The organism is Shewanella sp. HL-SH2, assembly GCF_051164935.1.
In the GTDB taxonomy this organism is placed as follows: domain Bacteria; phylum Pseudomonadota; class Gammaproteobacteria; order Enterobacterales; family Shewanellaceae; genus Shewanella; species Shewanella glacialimarina.
The window spans coordinates 3854181-3874178 of record NZ_CP195035.1 but is presented as its reverse complement, the minus strand read 5'-3'; the positions used below and the strand labels follow the sequence as shown (position 1 = coordinate 3874178).

21 protein-coding genes and 1 pseudogene are annotated in these 19998 nt (G+C 41.2%); 12 read left to right on the top strand and 10 right to left on the bottom strand.

Annotated features, from left to right (window positions below; genetic code table 11):
- Positions 1-139: 139 nt before the first annotated feature.
- The 3 genes from ACRWP9_RS16905 to lolB are packed head-to-tail and all read right to left on the bottom strand — an operon-like array spanning position 140 to position 2666.
- Positions 140-1087 (bottom strand): ribose-phosphate pyrophosphokinase, encoded by a 948-nt coding sequence (locus tag ACRWP9_RS16905; protein WP_226415846.1) that lies wholly within the window; start codon positions 1085-1087, stop codon positions 140-142.
- Positions 1088-1134: 47 nt separating this feature from the next.
- A complete protein-coding gene (gene ispE / locus ACRWP9_RS16900) occupies positions 1135-2034 on the bottom strand; it encodes a 4-(cytidine 5'-diphospho)-2-C-methyl-D-erythritol kinase (RefSeq protein ID WP_434926959.1) in 900 nt (299 codons plus the stop codon).
- A gap of 26 nt (positions 2035-2060) precedes the next feature.
- On the bottom strand, positions 2061-2666 hold the full coding sequence (lolB, locus tag ACRWP9_RS16895) for a lipoprotein insertase outer membrane protein LolB (RefSeq protein WP_434926958.1): 606 nt from the start codon (positions 2664-2666) through the stop codon (positions 2061-2063).
- A gap of 211 nt (positions 2667-2877) precedes the next feature.
- Between lolB and hemA the strand changes: the two are divergent.
- From hemA to ACRWP9_RS16855, 8 genes and pseudogenes are all read left to right on the top strand, one after another.
- Positions 2878-4129, top strand: a pseudogene (gene hemA / locus ACRWP9_RS16890) (glutamyl-tRNA reductase).
- A gap of 14 nt (positions 4130-4143) precedes the next feature.
- A complete protein-coding gene (gene prfA / locus ACRWP9_RS16885; RefSeq protein ID WP_434926957.1) occupies positions 4144-5229 on the top strand; it encodes a peptide chain release factor 1 in 1086 nt (361 codons plus the stop codon).
- Positions 5230-5238: 9 nt separating this feature from the next.
- Positions 5239-6093 carry a peptide chain release factor N(5)-glutamine methyltransferase gene (gene prmC, locus ACRWP9_RS16880; protein WP_434926956.1) on the top strand — a complete coding sequence of 285 codons (855 nt, stop codon included), beginning with the start codon at positions 5239-5241 and terminating at the stop codon, positions 6091-6093.
- Positions 6094-6179: 86 nt separating this feature from the next.
- The gene (locus ACRWP9_RS16875; RefSeq protein ID WP_434926955.1) at positions 6180-6575 is read left to right on the top strand and encodes a SirB2 family protein; all 396 of its coding nucleotides are present in this window, start codon (positions 6180-6182) and stop codon (positions 6573-6575) included.
- A gap of 10 nt (positions 6576-6585) precedes the next feature.
- Positions 6586-7374 carry a transglutaminase family protein gene (locus tag ACRWP9_RS16870; protein WP_434926954.1) on the top strand — a complete coding sequence of 263 codons (789 nt, stop codon included), beginning with the start codon at positions 6586-6588 and terminating at the stop codon, positions 7372-7374.
- A 152-nt stretch (positions 7375-7526) separates the two neighbouring features.
- Positions 7527-8774 (top strand): DUF819 domain-containing protein, encoded by a 1248-nt coding sequence (locus tag ACRWP9_RS16865; protein WP_434926953.1) that lies wholly within the window; start codon positions 7527-7529, stop codon positions 8772-8774.
- A 16-nt stretch (positions 8775-8790) separates the two neighbouring features.
- Entirely contained in the window at positions 8791-9642 is an 852-nt protein-coding gene (gene kdsA, locus ACRWP9_RS16860; RefSeq protein WP_226413771.1) for a 3-deoxy-8-phosphooctulonate synthase, read from the top strand.
- Positions 9643-9726: 84 nt separating this feature from the next.
- Positions 9727-10599: a multidrug transporter gene (locus ACRWP9_RS16855; RefSeq protein WP_434926952.1), complete on the top strand. Its 873-nt coding sequence runs from the start codon at positions 9727-9729 to the stop codon at positions 10597-10599.
- A 24-nt stretch (positions 10600-10623) separates the two neighbouring features.
- Here ACRWP9_RS16855 and ACRWP9_RS16850 read toward each other — a convergent pair whose 3' ends face one another.
- Positions 10624-11571, bottom strand: coding sequence for a ketopantoate reductase family protein (locus tag ACRWP9_RS16850; protein WP_434926951.1), 948 nt, complete (start codon positions 11569-11571; stop codon positions 10624-10626).
- Positions 11572-11587: 16 nt separating this feature from the next.
- Positions 11588-11953 (bottom strand): VanZ family protein, encoded by a 366-nt coding sequence (locus tag ACRWP9_RS16845; protein ID WP_434926950.1) that lies wholly within the window; start codon positions 11951-11953, stop codon positions 11588-11590.
- Between the two features lie 152 nt (positions 11954-12105).
- Here ACRWP9_RS16845 and ACRWP9_RS16840 point away from each other — a divergent pair, with 152 nt between their 5' ends.
- Positions 12106-12591: a YajQ family cyclic di-GMP-binding protein gene (locus ACRWP9_RS16840; protein ID WP_226413779.1), complete on the top strand. Its 486-nt coding sequence runs from the start codon at positions 12106-12108 to the stop codon at positions 12589-12591.
- A gap of 58 nt (positions 12592-12649) precedes the next feature.
- Here the strand turns inward: ACRWP9_RS16840 and ACRWP9_RS16835 are convergent, their stop codons facing one another.
- From ACRWP9_RS16835 to ACRWP9_RS16820, 4 genes are all read right to left on the bottom strand, one after another.
- The gene (locus tag ACRWP9_RS16835; RefSeq protein ID WP_434926949.1) at positions 12650-14044 is read right to left on the bottom strand and encodes an AmpG family muropeptide MFS transporter; all 1395 of its coding nucleotides are present in this window, start codon (positions 14042-14044) and stop codon (positions 12650-12652) included.
- Between the two features lie 131 nt (positions 14045-14175).
- Entirely contained in the window at positions 14176-14508 is a 333-nt protein-coding gene (locus ACRWP9_RS16830; protein WP_434926948.1) for a hypothetical protein, read from the bottom strand.
- A 314-nt stretch (positions 14509-14822) separates the two neighbouring features.
- Positions 14823-15422, bottom strand: a complete 600-nt coding sequence (locus tag ACRWP9_RS16825) for a peptidylprolyl isomerase (RefSeq protein ID WP_434926947.1) — start codon at positions 15420-15422, stop codon at positions 14823-14825.
- Between the two features lie 49 nt (positions 15423-15471).
- Positions 15472-16038: a YajG family lipoprotein gene (locus ACRWP9_RS16820; protein ID WP_434926946.1), complete on the bottom strand. Its 567-nt coding sequence runs from the start codon at positions 16036-16038 to the stop codon at positions 15472-15474.
- Positions 16039-16208: 170 nt separating this feature from the next.
- On the opposite strand from ACRWP9_RS16820, the gene ACRWP9_RS16815 reads away from it, so the two are divergent.
- Positions 16209-17234, top strand: coding sequence for a DUF2804 domain-containing protein (locus tag ACRWP9_RS16815; protein WP_434926945.1), 1026 nt, complete (start codon positions 16209-16211; stop codon positions 17232-17234).
- A 38-nt stretch (positions 17235-17272) separates the two neighbouring features.
- Entirely contained in the window at positions 17273-18175 is a 903-nt protein-coding gene (locus ACRWP9_RS16810; protein ID WP_226413792.1) for a sterol desaturase family protein, read from the top strand.
- Here the strand turns inward: ACRWP9_RS16810 and ACRWP9_RS16805 are convergent.
- The gene (locus ACRWP9_RS16805) at positions 18165-19298 is read right to left on the bottom strand and encodes a methyltransferase (protein ID WP_434926944.1); all 1134 of its coding nucleotides are present in this window, start codon (positions 19296-19298) and stop codon (positions 18165-18167) included. The genes ACRWP9_RS16810 and ACRWP9_RS16805 overlap by 11 nt on opposite strands.
- Before the next feature lie 286 nt (positions 19299-19584).
- On the opposite strand from ACRWP9_RS16805, the gene ACRWP9_RS16800 reads away from it, so the two are divergent.
- Entirely contained in the window at positions 19585-19995 is a 411-nt protein-coding gene (locus ACRWP9_RS16800) for a hypothetical protein (RefSeq protein ID WP_434926943.1), read from the top strand.
- Positions 19996-19998: the final 3 nt, after the last annotated feature.

Here is a 19998-nt window from a genome sequence, read left to right as displayed (position 1 = left end):
GTAACAAGCCTATCTTAAAAGCATCTTAATCTGACAGGATTAGCTAGAATTGCATTTTACCGCATAAAAAAATGCCGTCTGTAATAATACAAACGGCATTAATAAAATGGTATCAGTATATGTTTACTGAATGACGTGCTTAGTGACGGAACATCGCTGAGATCGACTCTTCGTTGCTTACACGACGAATTGCTTCAGCGAGCACTGCTGACATTGTTAACTGAGTGACTTTAGCAACCTTAAGCATTTCAGCACTTAAAGGTACTGTGTCAGTTACAATCACTTCATCAATCACTGAGTTAGCAATATTTTCTGCTGCATTGCCTGAAAATACAGGATGCGTAGCATAAGCAAACACGCGGTTAGCGCCGTGTTCTTTCAATGCTTCAGCTGCTTTACATAGGGTGCCACCTGTGTCGATCATGTCATCAACAATAATACAATCACGGCCTTGAACATCACCTATGATATGCATAACTTGTGCAACGTTGGCTTGTGGGCGGCGTTTATCAATAATGGCTAAATCTGAATCATCCAGTAATTTAGCAACTGCACGGGCGCGAACTACACCACCAATATCAGGAGAAACAACCACTGGATTATCTAATTTCTTCGCTAACATATCTTCAAGTAACACTGGGCTACCAAATACGTTATCTACAGGCACGTCGAAGAAACCTTGTATTTGTTCAGCGTGTAAGTCGCAGGTTAATACGCGGTCTACACCAACACTTGATAAAAAGTCTGCAACTACCTTAGCGGTAATAGGGACACGAGCACTGCGAACACGACGGTCTTGACGTGCATAACCAAAATAAGGAATTACAGCGGTGATACGGCCTGCAGAAGCACGACGTAATGCATCAACCATCACGATTAACTCCATCAGGTTATCGTTGGTTGGAGCACAGGTAGATTGGATGATAAACACATCCGCACCACGTACGTTTTCGTTAATTTGAACACTGATTTCACCGTCGCTGAAACGGCCTACAACTGCGTCGCCAAGTTTACAAAATAAACGGTCTGCAATCTTGATGGCTAGATTTGGGGTAGCGTTACCAGCAAAGAGCTTAATGTCGGGCACTTTATGAACCTCAGGTGTTTGCATTAAAATTAGTGGCTAAATCAATTTTACGTGTTAGCACTCAAAATTGACTCAGAAGAATATTGTTCGAACTCATCTAAGCGCACTAGTAGCGGCGAAGTATTAAGCCCTTTTGCAACAAAACCTTTCATATTAGCAGGAAGTTGCGCTAAGACATCAAGAGCTTGTTGCGAACGCTCGAATTCCCCAAACACACATGCGCCTGTTCCGGTCATTCTCGACGGCGCATATTCTACCAGCCAGCTTAAGGCATTGGCAACTTCGGGGTGTTGTTTGGTTACCAGATTTTGACAATCATTGCTCCATTCATTGGACATTAATGTGTCCAGTTGTAGCTTGGGTGTACTACGGGGCAAGTCAGGGTGTTGAAATACACTGCGGGTACAAACGTGGACATCAGGAGCGATAACGAGATACCAATATTCAGTAGGATATACCGGCTGAAGTTGTTCACCCACACCCTCAGCGAATGCCGCTAAGCCATTAATAAATACAGGAACATCAGCCCCTAGCGCTAATCCAATCTCAGCTAATTTACTCACTGAAAGGTTCGTTTTCCACAGGGCATTTAACGCCACTAACGTTGTGGCTGCATCAGATGAACCTCCACCTAAACCGCCGCCCATGGGCAGTAATTTATCTAACCAAATATGCGCGCCGCCATGATAATTTGTGTATTTTTTTAAAGACTTTGCAGCCTTAAGAATTAAGTTATCGCTGTCGGGGACAGAATCCGAGATATTCGAATGAAGATGGAGCTCAGGCGTTTCTGTAACTTGGAAGTCGAGGTAATCGCAATGATCTATAAATTGAAATAGGGTTTGCAGCTCATGGTAACCGTCTTCACGTTGGCCAGTAACATGTAAAAATAAATTTAACTTGGCAGGAGCTGGCCAGCTTTTAGAGGTTGAGTGATTAGGCTTCAATTTATTATCCTATTATTAAGTGGCGTTTATTTTGGCGTCAATGCCTGCCATAAATTGGTCTGAATTTTTATTTGTACGTCCTTACGGACAATTTTTAGCTGCTTAGGCACCAAAACACCGCTTTGTTGCTGCCAGCTAACAAAACTGACTTGCCAGTCGGCTTCATCATCAGGACTGTTAAATTGGAGCACCTGACCAGAAGAATTATAGCTGATAACGTTATCTTTGCTGCCAATTTGTCCTGTAAGCCATAAAGGTATATCAGCAAATGGAATCGTTATCCCACTTACGCCTTCTAACAATGCTTGGGGGTTATTGTCGTGGTAGGTTTTTCCGTCGACCTCTAATGTTGCAAGACCTTGATCATTTTTCAGGGTGAGCACATTGGTGCCCAGCGGAGTGGTTAGGCGTAACTCATTTCCATTAAGGTGATGAAACCAATATAAATTAGTACTAAACTTATCTGTTGATGACTTAAAAGCAATTTTGCCCTGTAGCTCCCAATTATCGGCGTCTTTGACATGGGTGACTTCAATTGGCTGATACTCTTGTGTTGGCAATGAGGTACAAGCACTCAAAAATAGTATCGATGCGGTAATAACCAAAAAGTGAGCTTTAAAAAAACGTTGCAAAAGTAACTCGTGTACTAGGAAGTGATTCCTCTATAATACTGGGCATTGGCATTGTTGTAAAAATGCTTTTGTGATTAAGGTTTGTTAATCGGTTATTTGAAAGAAAAATTAGACATATATTCGGTTTTGTTAACCCTACAGTGTTTTTAATTAGCCTGATTCAGTAGAATAGCCTAATTAACGATACCGAGAAAAACTTAGAACGAGTCAGATGAGCCTAGTAGCAATCGGGATAAACCATAAAACCGCCACAGTAGATCTACGTGAAAAAGTCGCTTTTTCACCAGATAAAATACATGATGCGATGAAAAGTTTGGCAAGTCGCACCACCACAGGCGAAGCTGTGATTGTGTCTACCTGTAATCGAACAGAACTTTATTGTAATAATGGCAGTGAAGCGGACATTATAGAATGGCTGCAGGATTATCATGGTTTAAAGCATGAAGACTTAATGCCATGCATTTATGTATATCGCGATCAAGTCGCAGTGAAGCATTTAATGCGGGTTTCCTCAGGGCTTGATTCATTGGTATTGGGTGAACCACAAATTCTTGGCCAGGTAAAACAAGCCTTTGTAAAAGCTAAAGAGGCTGGTACAACAGCGATAACCATCGACCGTTTATTTCAAAATACCTTTTCAGTTGCTAAAAAAGTGCGCACCGAAACTGAAATCGGCGCCGCAGCAGTATCAGTCGCTTTTGCTGCGGTGAGCATGGCTAAACACATTTTCTCAAGCTTGAGCCGTACTAAAGTCTTGCTTATTGGTGCCGGTGAAACGATTGAACTGGTTGCCAAACATTTAAAAGATAATAATGTAGAATCAATTATTGTCGCCAATCGCACTATTGAACGTGCACAAGCCATGTGTGAAGAGTTCAACGCGACTGCAATTACCTTGCAGCAAATACCTGATTACCTTGCTAAGGCTGATATCGTGATATCATCCACGGCTAGCCCTTTACCTATTTTGGGTAAAGGTATGGTCGAAAAAAGCACTCAAGCAACGTCGTCATCAACCTATGTTGCTCGTCGATATTGCAGTGCCCAGAGATATTGAAGCGGAAGTCGGTGAGTTAGACGACGCTTTCCTTTATACTGTGGACGATTTACATAGTATCATTGAACAGAACATGGCTTCCCGTATGGAAGCAGCCGAACAAGCTGAATTAATAACTGAAGAACAATCTCATATTTTTATGGAATGGGTACGTTCTTTAGAGTCTGTTGACAGTATTCGTGAGTATCGCAGCCAAAGTGTGGCAATTAAAGATGAACTGGTCGAACGTGCCTTGAACAAATTGGCTCAAGGTGGCGATGGCGAGCAAGTGTTATTGGAATTAGCAAATAGACTAACCAATCGCCTCATTCATGCCCCCACACAAGCATTAACGGTCGCAAGCCGTCAGGGCGATTTGAATACGTTAGGACAATTAAGAATAGCGCTCGGACTCGATAAAAATTAAGGTTAGCGAGCTAAATGAAACAATCCGTTATCCGCAAGCTTGAAGGCTTGCTTGAGCGAAATGAAGAAGTATTGGCATTATTATCAGATCCTGGTGTAATTTCCAATCAAGAGCGTTTTCGCGCATTGTCAAAAGAATATTCTCAACTTGAAGATGTCGTCAAAGGGTTTAAAGAGTTTCAACAAGCGCAGGACAATCTAGCGTCAGCGAAAGAAATGCTTGAAGAAGACGACGCAGAAATGCGTGAAATGGCCCAAGAAGAAATGAAAGCGGCTAAAAATGAATTAGCCCGTTTAGAAGATGAACTTCAAATTCTATTACTGCCTAAAGATCCGAATGATGATACCAATGCATTTATGGAAATTCGTGCGGGTGCAGGCGGTGATGAAGCGGCTATTTTTGCGGGTGATTTGTACCGTATGTATAGCCGTTTTGCAGAAGCAAACCGCTGGCAGATGGAAATCATGAACGTCAATGAAGGCGAACATGGTGGCTTTAAAGAAATTATTGTTAAAGTCAGTGGCGAAAGTGTTTACGGCAAATTGAAATATGAATCGGGCGGACACCGTGTACAGCGTGTTCCTGAAACAGAATCTCAAGGTCGTGTTCACACCTCAGCTTGTACCGTAGTAGTTATGCATGAAGTGCCCGAAGCAGAAGCGATTTCAATCAACCCTGCCGACTTAAAAGTGGATACTTTCCGCGCATCTGGTGCAGGTGGTCAGCACGTTAACAAAACCGATTCAGCTATTCGAATTACCCATATTCCCAGCGGAATTATTGTGGAATGTCAGGATCAACGCTCACAGCATAAAAACCGTGCCCAAGCGATGAGTGTACTGGCTGCCCGTATTCAAGCTGTTGAAGATGAAAAACGTCGTAGCGAAGAAGAAACAACTCGCCGTAGTCTTGTGGCAAGTGGTGATCGTTCAGAACGTATTCGTACCTATAATTACCCACAAGGGCGAGTCAGTGATCATCGGATCAACCTGACTCTTTATCGTTTAGGTGAAATAATGGAAGGTGATCTCAATGCATTACTTGATCCTATTATGCTAGAACACCAAGCGGATTTACTTGCGGCCTTATCAGGCGATTAAGGAGCAACCTTGCCCCAGTCATCGTATTCAACAATAGTTGAAGCCCAGCAATGGGCTTTTTCACAATTGGCATCAACCTCTGACTCTGCCCATGTAGATGCAGAGGCTCTGCTTATTCATTGTCTCAATAAAACACGTAGTTTTTTATATACCTGGCCTGAGCGCACACTGACCGTTGAGCAGTTTAAAAACTTTCAGCAGATGGTTAAAAAGCGTCAGCAAGGCATGCCAGTTGCGCATATTATTGGTGAGCGAGAATTTTGGTCATTACCTTTTATTGTCAATGAATCAACACTGATCCCACGCCCAGATACTGAAATATTAGTTGAAACCGCATTAAATTTAGACATTCGATTTAATGCTAGGGTGCTGGACTTAGGCACTGGGACTGGCGCGATAGCCTTATCTATTGCCCATGAAAGACCTAAATGGCGGATAACAGCAATTGATAAAGTGCCAGAAGCTGTCGCCTTAGCGAAAGCTAATCGAGCAAACTTACAACTTGAACAAGTTGAAATATTACAGTCAGACTGGTTTAGCGCGGTAAAAGATCGTGATTTTGATTTAATTGTCTCCAACCCTCCGTACATCGCTGAGCAAGACGAACATTTAAGTATTGGCGATGTTCGATTTGAGCCACAAAGTGCATTGACTGCTGCCGATGAAGGTTACGCTGATATTTACCATATAGCAGACAAGGCTCGTGAGCACCTGCTGCCTGGTGGCTTTTTATTACTTGAGCATGGCTATCAACAAGCTATTAGAGTAAGAGAGAAAATGATCGACTTAGGTTACAAAGATGTCGCCACCGTGCGAGATTTTGGCAGTAACGATCGCTGTACTATAGGGACCTGGACAGAGTAGTCATTACACTGATGCTATTGGAAAGCGGCTAGTTTATCGAGTAGACTAGCCGCTATTTTATTTATGCCCAACTGAGAACAACAATAATGGAAACATTTTACAGTTTATATCCAGCGGTAAAACATACTCATTTAATGTTTATTGCTTTAAGCGTCTCGTTTTTTGTGTTGCGTTTTGTATTGCACCTACGCCAATCACCGCTTATGGACAGAAAATTCCTTAAAGTGGCACCCCACGTAGTTGACACTTTTTTATTAGCGTCAGGGATCACCCTTTGCTTCATGATCAACCAATATCCATTCGTGGATCCGTGGATGACGGAAAAAATTATCTCTGTAGTGGCATATATTGCATTAGGGATCATGGCGCTTAAATCAAGCCGTAATAAACTGTTTAAGTTTTTCGCCTTCCTCGGCGCAATCGGTTGGTTAGTGTTAGCGGCCAAACTGGCTCATTTCAAACAAGTCGTATTAATGGGTTAATTGATTTTTAATGGCAAAACTTCAACTTGATAATGCAGTTTCTATTCCTGAAACTGCATTTGAATTATCAGAACATTTAGGTTTTTCTCGTGCACAGCCAGCTCTATGGGCTTGGTATGAAATAGCAGGCTCAGTACTGAGCCATTATGTGGTTGATCAAGAAGCACGGCTGCAAAGGCTACTTAACTGGTTTTATAATGATTTAGGCTTTCAAGCACGTGAAGATTACTTCAGCGTAGAGGCGGCTGACCTTTGTTATTGTGTATTAAAGCGCCAGGGTAATAGTACAACTCTTGCGACATTACTCGTGTTGCTAGCTAAGCAATTGGATTTACCGCTTGAGGCTGTGTTACTGCCGGGGCAAACGGTTTTACGTAGTTTATTGAATGATAAAATCAGTTACTTTGATCCATTAACAGGTAAAGAGTTAAGCCGACATCAATTACATTCATTAGTGCGAGGCGAGTTAGGTAATGCTGCTAAGTTAAAACCAAGCCATATTAAGCCAGCATCTTTAAAACGTTTAATCAGTCGAATGTTGCATGAGCTAAAAGCGGGTTGTATTGTGAGCCAGAAGTTTGAGCAGGCAATGGAATGTTGTAATTTACTGTTGCAATGGCATCCTGATGATGTGAACTTAAATCGTGAACGTGCTTTTATTGCACAGCAATTAGGTTGCATTAAAGTGGCGATGTCTGACTTACAGCACTTTATTGATAATAGCCCACATGATCCTGTGATTGAGTTGGTTAAAATGCAGTTAAAAGAGCTAAGTCAGCACTCACAAATTTATCATTAATATATTAGGCTCATCTGAGCCTAAATATTGATATAAAGTAAGCGCGCCTAAGAAAATTTACCAAGTCCGTACAATCAACAATAAATAAAAACAAGAAAATAACCATAAGCGAATTTCGCTTTCTATACTGCATTTGCAAGGGAGAAAACTGCATGACGACGTCGGCACTGGTCACAAATGACGCCACCGCACTGGGTTTACTGGCCGCTATTCTCGGGTTTGTATTTTATACCAGTTCATCGCCACATCCATTTTGGCAAAAATTCTATAAGTTTATTCCTGCACTTTTATTATGTTACTTTTTACCCTCATTGCTGAATACGTTTGGGGTGGTCGACGGTCATACCTCTCAATTATATTATGTAGCATCACGTTATTTATTACCGGCGTGTCTAGTGTTACTTATTTTAAGTGTCGATTTAAAAGCTATTTTAGGCTTGGGCCCTAAAGCGGTTATCATGTTTTTAACCGGCACTGTGGGTATTGTTATAGGCGGACCGATTGCGTTATTACTGGTTTCATTTATCGACCCAACACTTATCGGTAATAACGGCCCTGATGCGGTTTGGCGTGGTATGACAACCCTTGCTGGTAGCTGGATTGGCGGCGGTGCAAACCAGGCTGCGATGAAAGAGATTTATAGTGTAGGCGGGGAAATTTTCTCTGTAATGGTCACTGTCGATGTTATCGTCGCCAATATTTGGATGGCAGTGTTATTATTTATGGCCTCCAAAGCCAAAGAAATCGATGCCAGAACCGGTGCTGACACCCGTGCAATTGAAGTATTAAAAGCTAAAGTTGAAAAGTATCAAGCAGAAAACGCCCGTATTCCGAACCAGCGTGATTTAATGATGATAGTTGCAGTCGGTTTTGGTGTTACCGGTTTTGCCCATTTGGCCGCAGATTTTCTAGGACCCTTTTTTGAAACCAATTACCCCTGGACAGCAGATTACAGTTTAACCTCTAAGTTTTTCTGGTTAGTTGTTATTGTTACCACAATTGGCTTAGCGATGTCATTTAGCCCAGTCAGGCATTTAGAAGCCGCGGGCGCATCGAAAGTAGCTACCGCCTTTTTATACATATTAGTGGCAACTATTGGTTTACACATGGATGTTACCAAAATTATGGACACCCCGATTTACTTTTTAGTCGGGATTGTTTGGATGTTAGTTCATGCAGGCTTTATGCTGTTAGTGGCTAAATTAATTAAAGCGCCGTTGTTTTATATGGCAGTGGGCAGTCAAGCCAACGTTGGCGGTGCCGCTTCTGCTCCTGTGGTTGCAGCAGCATTTCATCCTTCACTGGCTCCTGTAGGTGTTTTACTGGCAGTATTAGGTTATGCATTAGGTACTTACATGGCGTGGCTATGTGGTCAGTTTTTACTAATTATTGGCGCGTAAGCGTTAAGAAGGTCAAATGAATCAAAAAATCATTGAATTAGCTAATGGCACTGAAGTAGCCAACGACAAACCATTTGTGTTATTTGGTGGCATGAATGTACTTGAATCGCGTGATTTAGCCATGTCGATAGCTGAACATTATGTCGAAGTAACCCAAAAGCTGGGTATTCCTTATGTGTTTAAAGCCTCTTTTGATAAAGCTAACCGTTCATCAGTGCATTCATATCGCGGTCCGGGTATGGAAGAAGGCTTGAAGATTTTTGAAGAAATCAAAAAAACCTTTAATGTGCCAATCATTACTGATGTTCATGAAATCTACCAATGTAAGCCTGTGGCTGAAGTGGTTGACGTGATCCAATTACCTGCGTTTTTGGCTCGTCAAACTGACTTAGTTGTCGCAATGGCTGAAACGGGCGCTATCATTAATGTCAAAAAGCCGCAGTTTCTTGCGCCGCATGAAATGCGCCATATTGTGAAAAAGTTTAATGAAGCGGGCAATGACAACATTTTATTATGTGAGCGCGGCAGTTGTTTTGGCTATAACAACCTCGTTGTCGATATGCTGGGTATGGATGAAATGAAGCAATCTGGCTACCCAGTTATTTTTGATGCCACCCATGCTTTGCAACGCCCAGGTGGACGTAGTGATTCAGCCGGTGGACGCCGTGCACAGGCAACTGAACTTGCTAGAAGTGGTATGGCGTTGGGCATTGCGGGTTTATTTATTGAAGCGCATCCTGATCCAGATAATGCCATGTGTGATGGCCCTTGTGCTTTACCATTACATCAATTAGAAAATTATTTGAAACAAATTAAAGCGGTTGATGATCTCGTTAAATCGTTTGAATATATAGATACCAGTAAGTAGTACATTAAAAACAGCCCTGTTTATCAGGGCTTTTTTATGGCTGTTTAATCGACTTTCATACGACTTTTTATGGGGGAAGTAAGCATGTGGATTGCCTTTACTGTTCTTGCTGCATTTATGCAAGCGTGGCGCAATGCTTTTCAAAGTAAGTTAAGTCAAGACGTTAACATTGCCGGTGTCACGTTAGCGCGATTTATTTGGGCAGGGCCTATCGCGTTAGTTTACTTATTGAGTTTGTATCAATGGCAACCGACTCATATCCCCGATTTTAATGTTGATTTTATCCAATTTATCGTCGGTGCATCCTTAATGCAAATCTTGGCCACAGGGTTAATGGTAAAGTTATTTAAAATGCAAAATTTTGCCGTTGGAGCTGGACTGGCAAAAAGTGAAGCTTTAGTTGCAGCTATTCTGGGGGTGTTTTTTTTCGGTACTCAGTTAAGTTTATTGGGCTGGTTAGGTGTCATGGTTGGCGGGGTTGCCATTATGCTATTAAGTGCCAAACAAGGCTTTAAACAACTGTCGATAAAAACAGTTTTACTTGGGCTAGCCTGCGGTAGTGCTTTTGCATTAACTTCACTTTGGGTAAGAGAAGCGAGCTTACAACTTGATGCGCCATTCCCCCACGGTGCAGCCTGGGTATTATTGGCCGTTATCAGCCTACAAACGGCTATATTAGTGAGTTATTTACTTAGCTATGATAAAGCAACCTTAGTTGATTTATTTAAGCGACCTAAGCTAACGCTACTTATTAGTGTTACCAGCTGTATAGGCTCAATCGGTTGGTTTACGGCTATGTCTTTACAGGCCGTGCCTTATGTTAAAACATTAGGCCAAATAGAAGTGTTTTTTATGATGATCATCGCCAGTTTTTGGCTTAAACAAAAGGTCAAAATAAATGATATGTTAGGGTTATTATTAATCGCTGTTGCTGCGGTGTTAGTGATGTGGAGTTAGCTTGATTATGTGGCGCTTGTTTAGCTAAGTGGCATTTGACTGATTAGCATTTTCTAAGGCTTTAATGCTTTGCTGATTATTAAGGTTAGCGGGCACGGCAATCTGATGTTGTGCAGCGCGCTCAACCACATAACCACTGATATAATCTACTTCAGTTTTTCGCTGTTGAAGAATATCTTGATACATAGATGAGATGTTATTGGCCGTTAGCGTAATGACCTTGTAGACCATCTCTATGCTGGCAGGGAGCGATAACGATATACCATCAGCTTTAGCTACCTCGATACACTCTTCCACAATCTTGCGAATGTGCTTGGTAAAGCGCTCCTCTGCCAACTGACCATTCTTGCATGCAAATATCGCTGTAAGTGGGTTAATTGCGCAATTTATGATTAACTTTTGCCATAATGCGGTAATAATGTCGGTGTGCCATATCAGCTCAGGTATTGCCTGCGATAAGCAGTCTTTTAGCGATGTAGCTAATTTTTGCCCTTGGTAATGACCGATAGTTGTTTGGCCATTGCCTGTATGGGTAACCTGCCATTGTGCGTTTCTTAAAGCACCTTGGGATGTTGTTGCTAAACTTAGGCCCATTTTAGGGTAACCACAAAGATGCTTAGCGGCATTTAAGTGTGGACCCATTCCATTATGAAGCAAAATAAGATGACAATGACAGGCAAGCTTAGGTAATAAGTCGCAAAGAAGATTATTGACCTGATAGGCTTTAACGCAAATGATAACAAGATCTAGTTCCGCTAATTCTGAGCTATTTTGTCCAAGTACAGTAACAGTGCGATTTAGGCGTGATTGGGAGTGATCTGTAAATTGAAGTGTGTTCGAATGAGAGCTTGGCTCACGGCCAATTAAATAAACGACAGTATCCGTTTGCGAGTTAGCTTGTGTCGCGATTAAATTGAACATTAATTGGCCGATAGCGCCAGCACCTATCACACCAATTTTTTGTTTCGTCATCACAAGCACTCGTTAATTAAGGTTTAGCGCCTTTATCTTTCAGTTTTTTATACTGTAAAAAGCTGAAATGAAGCAAATAGAACAATGCAATGCCGACAAAGTCAGCAATAACATCCCCTATTGAAGCACTGCGGTAAGGAAGCCTTGATTGAACCAGTTCAATCAATACCGCATAACTGGCTAATACACCGAACAAGTAATACCATTTGGGTTTAAAGGCATAGTGGGCAAGAAAAGCGAGGCCAAAAAAGCTGCCTAAATGACCGACTTTGTCCATATGCTGAAAAGACTGTGAATAGTTCGGCTTAGAAAATACTAAGTAGCTTGTTACTACAACAGCTATTAATAATGCCAGTTTAAAAGCATTTCGATAATTGATCACAAGTGTTACATCTGCCTTGAGGCTTATCTAAATTTGCCCCATGATAAGAAAACTACTGATTAAAGTCATCTATATTCCGCTGTTATATCGCCAAAACTGAATATTTTGCGTTAAAATAACCCAAATACCTCAAGCTTTATTAAAGGATCCCCATGCCATCAATGGATATCGTGTCAGAAGTTGACGAAGAAGAACTACGAAACGCGGTAGAAAACTCTCGCCGTGAAGTATCAGGCCGTTTTGACTTACGTGGAAAAGAAATCGATATTGATTTGAAAGACAATGTCGTTACCTTAAAGTCAGAGGATGATTTTATCTGTAAGCAGCTAGTCGATATATTACGGATGCAGCTGAGTAAGCGAAATGTTGATCCTTCATCAATGGAAGTTGACGATAAATCGGTTCACAGCGGTAAAACCTTCAGTTTAAAAGTTAATTTTAAGCAGGGTATTGATTCATTAGTGGCTAAAAAATTGGTCAAAGCCATTAAAGATAGCAAGCTTAAAGTCCAAGCTGCTATTCAAGGTGATTCTGTGCGTATTACCGGTAAAAAGCGTGATGACCTGCAAGCTGTTATGCGCCTAGCCAGAGAGTCGGAACTTGGCCAACCATTCCAGTTCAATAACTTCAGAGATTAATTCTGGGTATTAATAAAAAAACCGACATTTATGTCGGTTTTTTTATTAGTAATAAAGATTAATACGGATCAGTTGGTGTTTGTGCATCTTCAATTGCTTGGCGAGCATTCGCCCTATTAAGCAACACGATTAACAACAACACCGGGAAACCAATCAGACTAGCGGCAATAAAAAAGTTAACGTAGCCAAAAGCATTGACATACTCGCCTGAAAACCCTGCAATAAATTTTGGGAATAAGATCATAATAGAAGACAATAATGCATATTGGGTTGCGCTATAGCCGCTACTGGTTAAGTTGGAGAGATAGGCAATAAAGGCCGCGGTAGCAATACCTGCGCTGAAGTTGTCGATAGAAATCGCGAAGGTTAAAAAGGGCACGTTGTAACCAATATAGGCCTGCCATGCAAACAGCAAGTTAGTCACCGCAACTAAGAGTGCACCTAAAAATAGAATACGCATGGTGCCATATTTCATCACCAGAATACCGCCAGCACCTGCGCCGACTAATGTCATAATTAAGCCGTAAACTTTGCTTAAAAAAGCTATTTCTTCTTTGCTAAATCCCATGTCAACATAAAATACGTTGGCCATCACGCCCATCACAATGTCGGAAATTCGGTAACAGGAAATCAGCAATAAAATTAGGATAGCTTTTTTACCATATCGTTTAAAAAAGTCGATAAAAGGCAAGATGCAGGCGTTGTAAACCCATGCAAAACCTTTGGCAAGCAAAGGCGGATAACGCTTGGCAAAATCTTGCTGTAATTTCAGTTCGATTGCATCAGCGGCTTTTGTGTCAACTTCAGGCTCTTTAGCAAATAATGTGGTGATTAAGCCAACACTCATAAAAAGCGCCATAACAAAGTAAGCTGTTTGCCAAGATTCAAGGTTGTAGGTCTGGCTATCTGGAGAGATCCAAGCGGCAATAGTTAAGGCCCCCGCGGTAGCAACAATCATAGCGCTGCGATAACCCATTTGGTAAGCTGCGGCTAATGCGGCTTGCATTTTCTCTGGGGCAGATTCAATTCTAAATGCATCAATAACAATATCTTGGGTAGCAGAGGCGAAAGCGAGTAGCAGGGCGCAAATAGCTAAGCGTTCAAGATCTTCAATAGGATCGCTTGTCGATAGGCCAATAATAGCGCCAATTAAACACAATTGAGCGAAGATCATCCAGCCTCTTCGGCGGCCAAAAAAAGCGGTAAATAGTGGTAAAGTCATCCGATCAACTAAAGGCGACCAAGCCCACTTGAAAGCGAAGGTTAGTCCTATCCAGCTAAAATAGCCTATAGCAGCCCTGTCAACACCAGCTTCCCTTAACCAAAAGCTCAAAGTTGAATATACCAACATTAAAGGCAAACCGGCGGAGAACCCGAGAAATAATAGGATCAGTACCCGTTTGTGATAGTAAACGGAAAAAAGGTCACGACAACGGTTTAATATATCTGACATGGATGCTGGATTAATGAGGCGATGGGGCTAGCTTACGGCCTGGACTGAAATGGTTCAAGCCATTGATTATGAAATTAGCTTAAATCAATGGCTCGACTGCTGGAATTAACCATAAATATTCATTTACATGATTAAGGTCGAACACCGATGCAACTTTGAGGAAAGGTGCCACCAATATTAATATAGTCACAGCATTCATTAACCTGACTGCGCAGGAACATATCACCCCGCAACGCCCAATCAGGCCACTTGTCGAAACAGTGTAATAGATGCCAAAACACTTTTTCAGTGTCCGTTTGTGAATATTCTATAGCGGGAGTCATCTCAGTCAAATGCTGCCACTCCTCAAGTACATCCCACATGTAAAGCTGCATTTCTTTGTATTCTAACTGGTTGCTTAAAAACGCTTTGCCATAGAATGCCAGTTGGGGAGCTTTGGTTTCAATAAAATCGTTAGCTGTCATAAAACGTCCTTGAAAATGAATGCATAAAGAAACAGCATTTGGAGTATGTTTTAGAGTATAGACGTAAAGCTCTAAAACGGTAGTTAGGTGCTACAGAATTAATGTTTGTTACAAAATAGATTATTAATGATTTATTTTAATATGTTGCAGTAAATGCTGTTGGTTTGGTCTGTTTATTTCAATAAATAAAACTGAAGTGTGGCTTAATTTGGTCGATAACGCGCTTTATAAATAAAACGCGTTATCACAAATACCCTTTAGATGTTGTCGACAAGCCTGGTAAGAAGCCGATAATCAGCAGTTGAAGGAGTAAACTAACGAGCTTGTAATGTCGCTTTTTTAAGAATGACTTTATTTACTGGCACATCTGGCCAATTTAGAGTGGTATTTTGCTCTGTTGGCACTAACGAAATGGCTTCTAACACATCCATCCCTTCAATAACTTCACCAAACACGGCATATCCCCAGCGACGTTTAGATGGGTCGAGTTTTTTGTTATCGGCAACATTAAAGTAAAACTGACTATTAGCAGAGTGCGGATCGTTATCACGTGCCATAGCGATAGTGCCTAAGCCATTTGATAGACCATTGCCTGACTCGTTCACCACCGGAGCCATTGTTGGCAGTTCTTCTAATGCAGTGGTAACTCCGCCCCCTTGCACAACAAATTCAGCAATGACACGATGAAATAAAGTGCCGTTATATTCACCTTTTACAACATAGGTTAAAAAATTATCGACTGTACGTGGGGCGCGAGTGCGGTCGAGCTCAATCACTATGTTACCCATAGAGGTTTCTAGGGTGACTTTGGGATAAAGCGTATCGGGTTGAATATCGACAGCAGCCTCGGCGCTAAAGGTCGTTAATAACAATATAGACACGGCAGTGGTAACTGAACGAAATTTCGAAAACATGAATAATCCTTCTTTTTTAAAAAATCTATCTATCAACTTTTGGGTATATTTAGTTATTCAAAAATTGATGTAATTCATCATCGTTAAGAATTTCAGTGGTTAACTTATCAATCAGTTTGTTCATTTCCAGCTCTAACGTGGCGAAATCAGGACTGAATGAGTCTTTAAAATAACCGTTACCACTGAAGCTTTTGGTAAATTCTTGACGTGAATTCGACGCTTTAACATTGATCACTAAACGTGTTTTCGCTTCGTAATTTAAGGTGTTATTGATGACATTAGTGAGCAAATATTCTAGTTGAAATTCGACCTGCTTACTGGCAGCAGGATCGACCACATAACCAGCTTTACGCATTCCAGCTCTAAAAATAGTATCGAGCTGCGCTCGGATCGGTTCACTTGAGCTCACTAACTTTGGTGCCTCAGGGGCCTGGTCAAGTTGAACAATAAAGCTTTTTGAACGGGTATCAAGCATCTCGATACTGATCGCAGTATCATTAGTTGTGTGTAAACCGACTGCTCCAAGAGCTGGATTTAATGCAATATGAGTTGGCTCGTGGCTAGCACAAGCAGTTAATAACAAGATACTTAATAAAGCAGGGATTATTTTTTTCATGGTGATACTTAAAAATCATTGTGTTGATAGATTATAGCGAAAGGATAACAGAAAACGAGCGTTTTAACATGGCTGGCATTGTGTGGGGTAAATGATTTATCTTGGTTGACAATCTGATTTTATCAGGTCAATTTAGCAGTCATAATAATGTTAAATAATATGGACCCAGTATGCAGCTTGTTCAGCCGCAATTTGCCCCTGAAAGTTTAATTGGCCATGACGGGCAACCTGTTTTTGGTTTATTTGATGGAAGTGTTAAAAACTTAAATGTGAAAGCCTTTAAGTATTTTAATGAAATGGATAAGCCCGCCTCGTTTGTTGCAAAGTATTTTGATTTTAAACAATTTCAATTTGTCAGCATTGTGACTCAGCGTTATATATTAGGTTTGGCAATTGCTGATATTCGCTACGCTGCTTCCAGTTTTTGTTATTTATACGACATTCAAGCTAACCGCTTGGTGCAATCTGAATGGCTAAGGCCTTTTGGGATTGGGTGTCGATTAAGTGCATCTGCTAGTAAGGGCTCTGCAAAAGTGGGCAGTAAGCATCATCATTTTGAATTTGATATTAAAGATGGTCAGTGGCAGGTCAATATTCTATTAACTAATATTCAAGCCAAGCTAGTTTTGTCGCCACCTACATTAAGTTTGCCGCTCAGCTTGTCTACACCGACCGGTTATAATGGTTGGACATATACCCAAAAACATAATGCCTTGGCGGTGTCTGGCGAGCTAACTGTTTTCAATGAGCCGCAACCTTTACTTAATGCTTTGGCCAGTTATGATTTTTCAGCGGGCTATATGCGGGCTAAAACAGCATGGCGCTGGGCTTCAATTAATGCGTTAACCTCCCAAGGGGCCATAGGATTAAATTTGGCTGCGGGTGTTAATGAAACCGGTAATACTGAAAATGTTATGTGGATAAATGGTCAACGTCACTTTTTAGGTGCTGCGAACTTTATTTTTAACCGTCAGATTAGTGATGATTTTTGGCAGATATCGACTAATGATGGTCAAGTCGATTTGACTTTTAGGGCACTCAATTGCCGTAAAGAAAAGCTTAACCTTGGTTTTATAAAGAATAATTTTCGTCAATATATAGGTTATTACAGTGGGATATTGATTGATAATGATGGCACAAAATATCACTTACACAATCAACTAGGGTTAGCGGAAGACCACTTTGCAAAATGGTAGTGATCGTTCACACATTAAGTTATAACACGGACAATTAGATGAATTTTGAATGGTTAATATCTCATCCTGAAGTGCTGCTATTAGCACTTGCGCCGCTATTTTTTGTATGCATTTTACTCGAATGGCTTGTTCGAAACCGTTTACCTGCCAACGCTCAATATCATGGTGTTGAAGTGGCGTGTAACTTTGCCTTAGCGGCAATGCATCAGGCTACTGATTTATTGGCCGGGTTACTCATTGCAAAACTGTATTTATGGCTATTTGATTGGCGCATGTTCGATATTCAAATGACGGTGGTGAGTTTTATTGCGCTGATTATTGCCCAAGACTTTTGCTATTACTGGTTTCATCGTGCCAGTCATCGTATTCGTTGGATGTGGGCGGCGCATGTCGTGCACCATAGCTCGGAGAATATGAACTTTAGTACCGCTTTTAGACAAAGTTTAATGTACCCGCTGGCGGGTATGTGGTTATTTTGGTTGCCTTTGGTCGTGGTCGGTTTTGATCCTAACTGGGTGGTATTTGTGGTGTTGTTAAACTTAGGTTTGCAGTTTTTTGTGCACACCCAAGCCGTTAAGTCTTTAGGGTTTATGGAGTATATATTTAATACTCCTTCACATCATCGAGTTCACCATGGCCGTAACCCGCAGTATATTGATAAAAATTATGCCGGAGTATTGATTATTTGGGATAAGCTTTTTGGCACGTTTGAACCCGAAGTGGATACGGTTGAATACGGTATCACTAAACCAGTAAACAGTTTTAATCCGTTAACGGTAACTTTTGCTGAGTGGCGTGATTTGTTAGCAGATGTGAGTCAGCCTCATTTAACTTGGCGGCAGAAAATTGCACTGCTATTGTCACCGCCGCAAGCGAGTAACTCCATAGAAAATAGTGGTTCAGATAACAACAACCTTGCAGATGAAAAGACTACTGTTTAATTGCATGCAAAATAACGAATTTATCATTTGATGCAATGGTTGTGCAGTTTTTGAAAATGCGTTTTATTTTGACGTGATACTCTAAATGTCGATTACCTACTACGTGTAATACGCCGCCGGTTGCTAGTTTGCGATAGGCGTCTAAAAACATTTGCCAAGCAATATGGTCGGTAATCGCTTCACCTTGGTGAAATGGGGGATTACATAGGACTAAATCAGGCTCAACATCACCCAGATTGGTCAAACAGTCATCCCAATGAAACTCAGCATTAGCGTTAAGTTTATTGGCACTAAAGTTAACGCGGCTTGATTCAACTGCCATTTCAGAATCATCGACAAAATGGATATTAGCATTAGGATAAAGCTGCGCAGCTCGTAGTCCTAAAATGCCATTGCCACAGCCTAAATCGACAATGGTATGATACTGACCTTGTGGCATGTTATCTAACATGAAGCGCGCGCCGATATCGAGTTTGTTGGCGGCAAAAACATTAGTCATATTATTAATGCTTAAGCCTAATTCAGCCACCTCCCAACTCACGTCTTGCGGCAAGGCTCTAGTTAAACCATCTGCTATACAAGAAATTACGCGGGTTTTCTTCCAGGTTAAACTGGCTGATGCAGGGCCTAAATTTTTGCTAATCACATCAATAATCGATTTGTTAATCGACTTTGCTTTAGCGCTAATCAACACTTCAACGCCCTGTGGTAACACGTGCGATAACCGCTGTAATTGATGGGCAAAATAGCTGAGGTTTTTGGGCAACTTCATCAACACGAGTTGGATGTTAGGTGGCAGTAACTCTCGGCTATTAAAGTACTCAATATACTTTGCATTAAGGTGATTGTCCGACAGGTTTTGCTGTGCGCCCAACAGACTTGTTTTTGCGTCTGTTTCAATCACTAATGGCCAGTGATCATTTATAGCGGTTAATGCACACTGTAAGGCCCCAAAACTGTCATTTATGATGGCAGTATTAACCGGCTTTTGCTGGTTTTCAATAAGGTGCTTTATCAGGTGTTCATCGCTAGCATCCCAGGCCTGCAGATTAGATTCTTGCTTTTTAGGATAACGAAATAAGGTGAGTTCGATACCTTGGCAGGAAAATTGGCTGGTTGTCATTGATGTTACCCAAAAGTGAATGCATTAAAGCTGTTAATTATCGCAGTTAAGGCGTGTGATTGAAATCACTGGTTTGTATATTATATCAAACTGACTCTTACTATGGCTGATTGTGCGTATTGCTGGTGCTCATGTCATGGTGTGCAGCACTGTGGAAAGTGAGTTTGCTCCCTTAGTTATCTATTAAGTGCTAGGCCTTAGTACAAATGGCTGGTGTCGATATGATTGTATTTAAGCCTTTGACTGAGTAACATCTGCTAAAACATAATACATATAAAGGATTGATATGAAAGGTGCTGGTGGAACATCTGGGGGAATAGGGTCATTTTTTATTGGCTTAATTATGATGAGTGGTGGCTTTTATATGCTGCTCAAGGCGATTAAAATCACCAGCTCATTTGGCCTTAGCCAAAGTTTATATAATGTAAGCGGTATGAACTTGACCAGCGGGATGATTATGATCCCCTTTATGTTTGGTGTGGGGTTAATGTTTTACAATGCTAAAAATATCTTTGGCTGGATATTGACCTTTGGCTCATTAGTAGGATTAATTTTTGGGGTGATTAGTTCTATTAATTTCCGCTTCAGCCATATGAGCGCATTTGATTTAATTGTTATTCTGGTGCTGAGTGTCGGTGGTTTAGGTATTTTTCTTCGCTCGCTTAAAACGATTGAAAAACGCTATCCAGAAGCATGATAT

Bases quoted from the DNA above. Each gene is read 5' to 3' on its own strand.
- prfA (WP_434926957.1), top strand. From the start codon at position 4,144: ATGAAACAATCCGTTATCCGCAAGCTTGAAGGCTTGCTTGAGCGAAAT.
- ACRWP9_RS16875 (WP_434926955.1), top strand. From the start codon at position 6,180: ATGGAAACATTTTACAGTTTATATCCAGCGGTAAAACATACTCATTTA.
- ACRWP9_RS16870 (WP_434926954.1), top strand. From the start codon at position 6,586: ATGGCAAAACTTCAACTTGATAATGCAGTTTCTATTCCTGAAACTGCA.
- ACRWP9_RS16865 (WP_434926953.1), top strand. From the start codon at position 7,527: ATGACGACGTCGGCACTGGTCACAAATGACGCCACCGCACTGGGTTTA.
- kdsA (WP_226413771.1), top strand. From the start codon at position 8,791: ATGAATCAAAAAATCATTGAATTAGCTAATGGCACTGAAGTAGCCAAC.
- ACRWP9_RS16855 (WP_434926952.1), top strand. From the start codon at position 9,727: ATGTGGATTGCCTTTACTGTTCTTGCTGCATTTATGCAAGCGTGGCGC.
- ACRWP9_RS16850 (WP_434926951.1), bottom strand. From the start codon at position 11,571: ATGACGAAACAAAAAATTGGTGTGATAGGTGCTGGCGCTATCGGCCAA.
- ACRWP9_RS16840 (WP_226413779.1), top strand. From the start codon at position 12,106: ATGCCATCAATGGATATCGTGTCAGAAGTTGACGAAGAAGAACTACGA.
- ACRWP9_RS16835 (WP_434926949.1), bottom strand. From the start codon at position 14,044: ATGTCAGATATATTAAACCGTTGTCGTGACCTTTTTTCCGTTTACTAT.
- ACRWP9_RS16830 (WP_434926948.1), bottom strand. From the start codon at position 14,508: ATGACAGCTAACGATTTTATTGAAACCAAAGCTCCCCAACTGGCATTC.
- ACRWP9_RS16825 (WP_434926947.1), bottom strand. From the start codon at position 15,422: ATGTTTTCGAAATTTCGTTCAGTTACCACTGCCGTGTCTATATTGTTA.
- ACRWP9_RS16820 (WP_434926946.1), bottom strand. From the start codon at position 16,038: ATGAAAAAAATAATCCCTGCTTTATTAAGTATCTTGTTATTAACTGCT.
- ACRWP9_RS16815 (WP_434926945.1), top strand. From the start codon at position 16,209: ATGCAGCTTGTTCAGCCGCAATTTGCCCCTGAAAGTTTAATTGGCCAT.
- ACRWP9_RS16810 (WP_226413792.1), top strand. From the start codon at position 17,273: ATGAATTTTGAATGGTTAATATCTCATCCTGAAGTGCTGCTATTAGCA.
- ACRWP9_RS16805 (WP_434926944.1), bottom strand. From the start codon at position 19,298: ATGACAACCAGCCAATTTTCCTGCCAAGGTATCGAACTCACCTTATTT.
- ACRWP9_RS16800 (WP_434926943.1), top strand. From the start codon at position 19,585: ATGAAAGGTGCTGGTGGAACATCTGGGGGAATAGGGTCATTTTTTATT.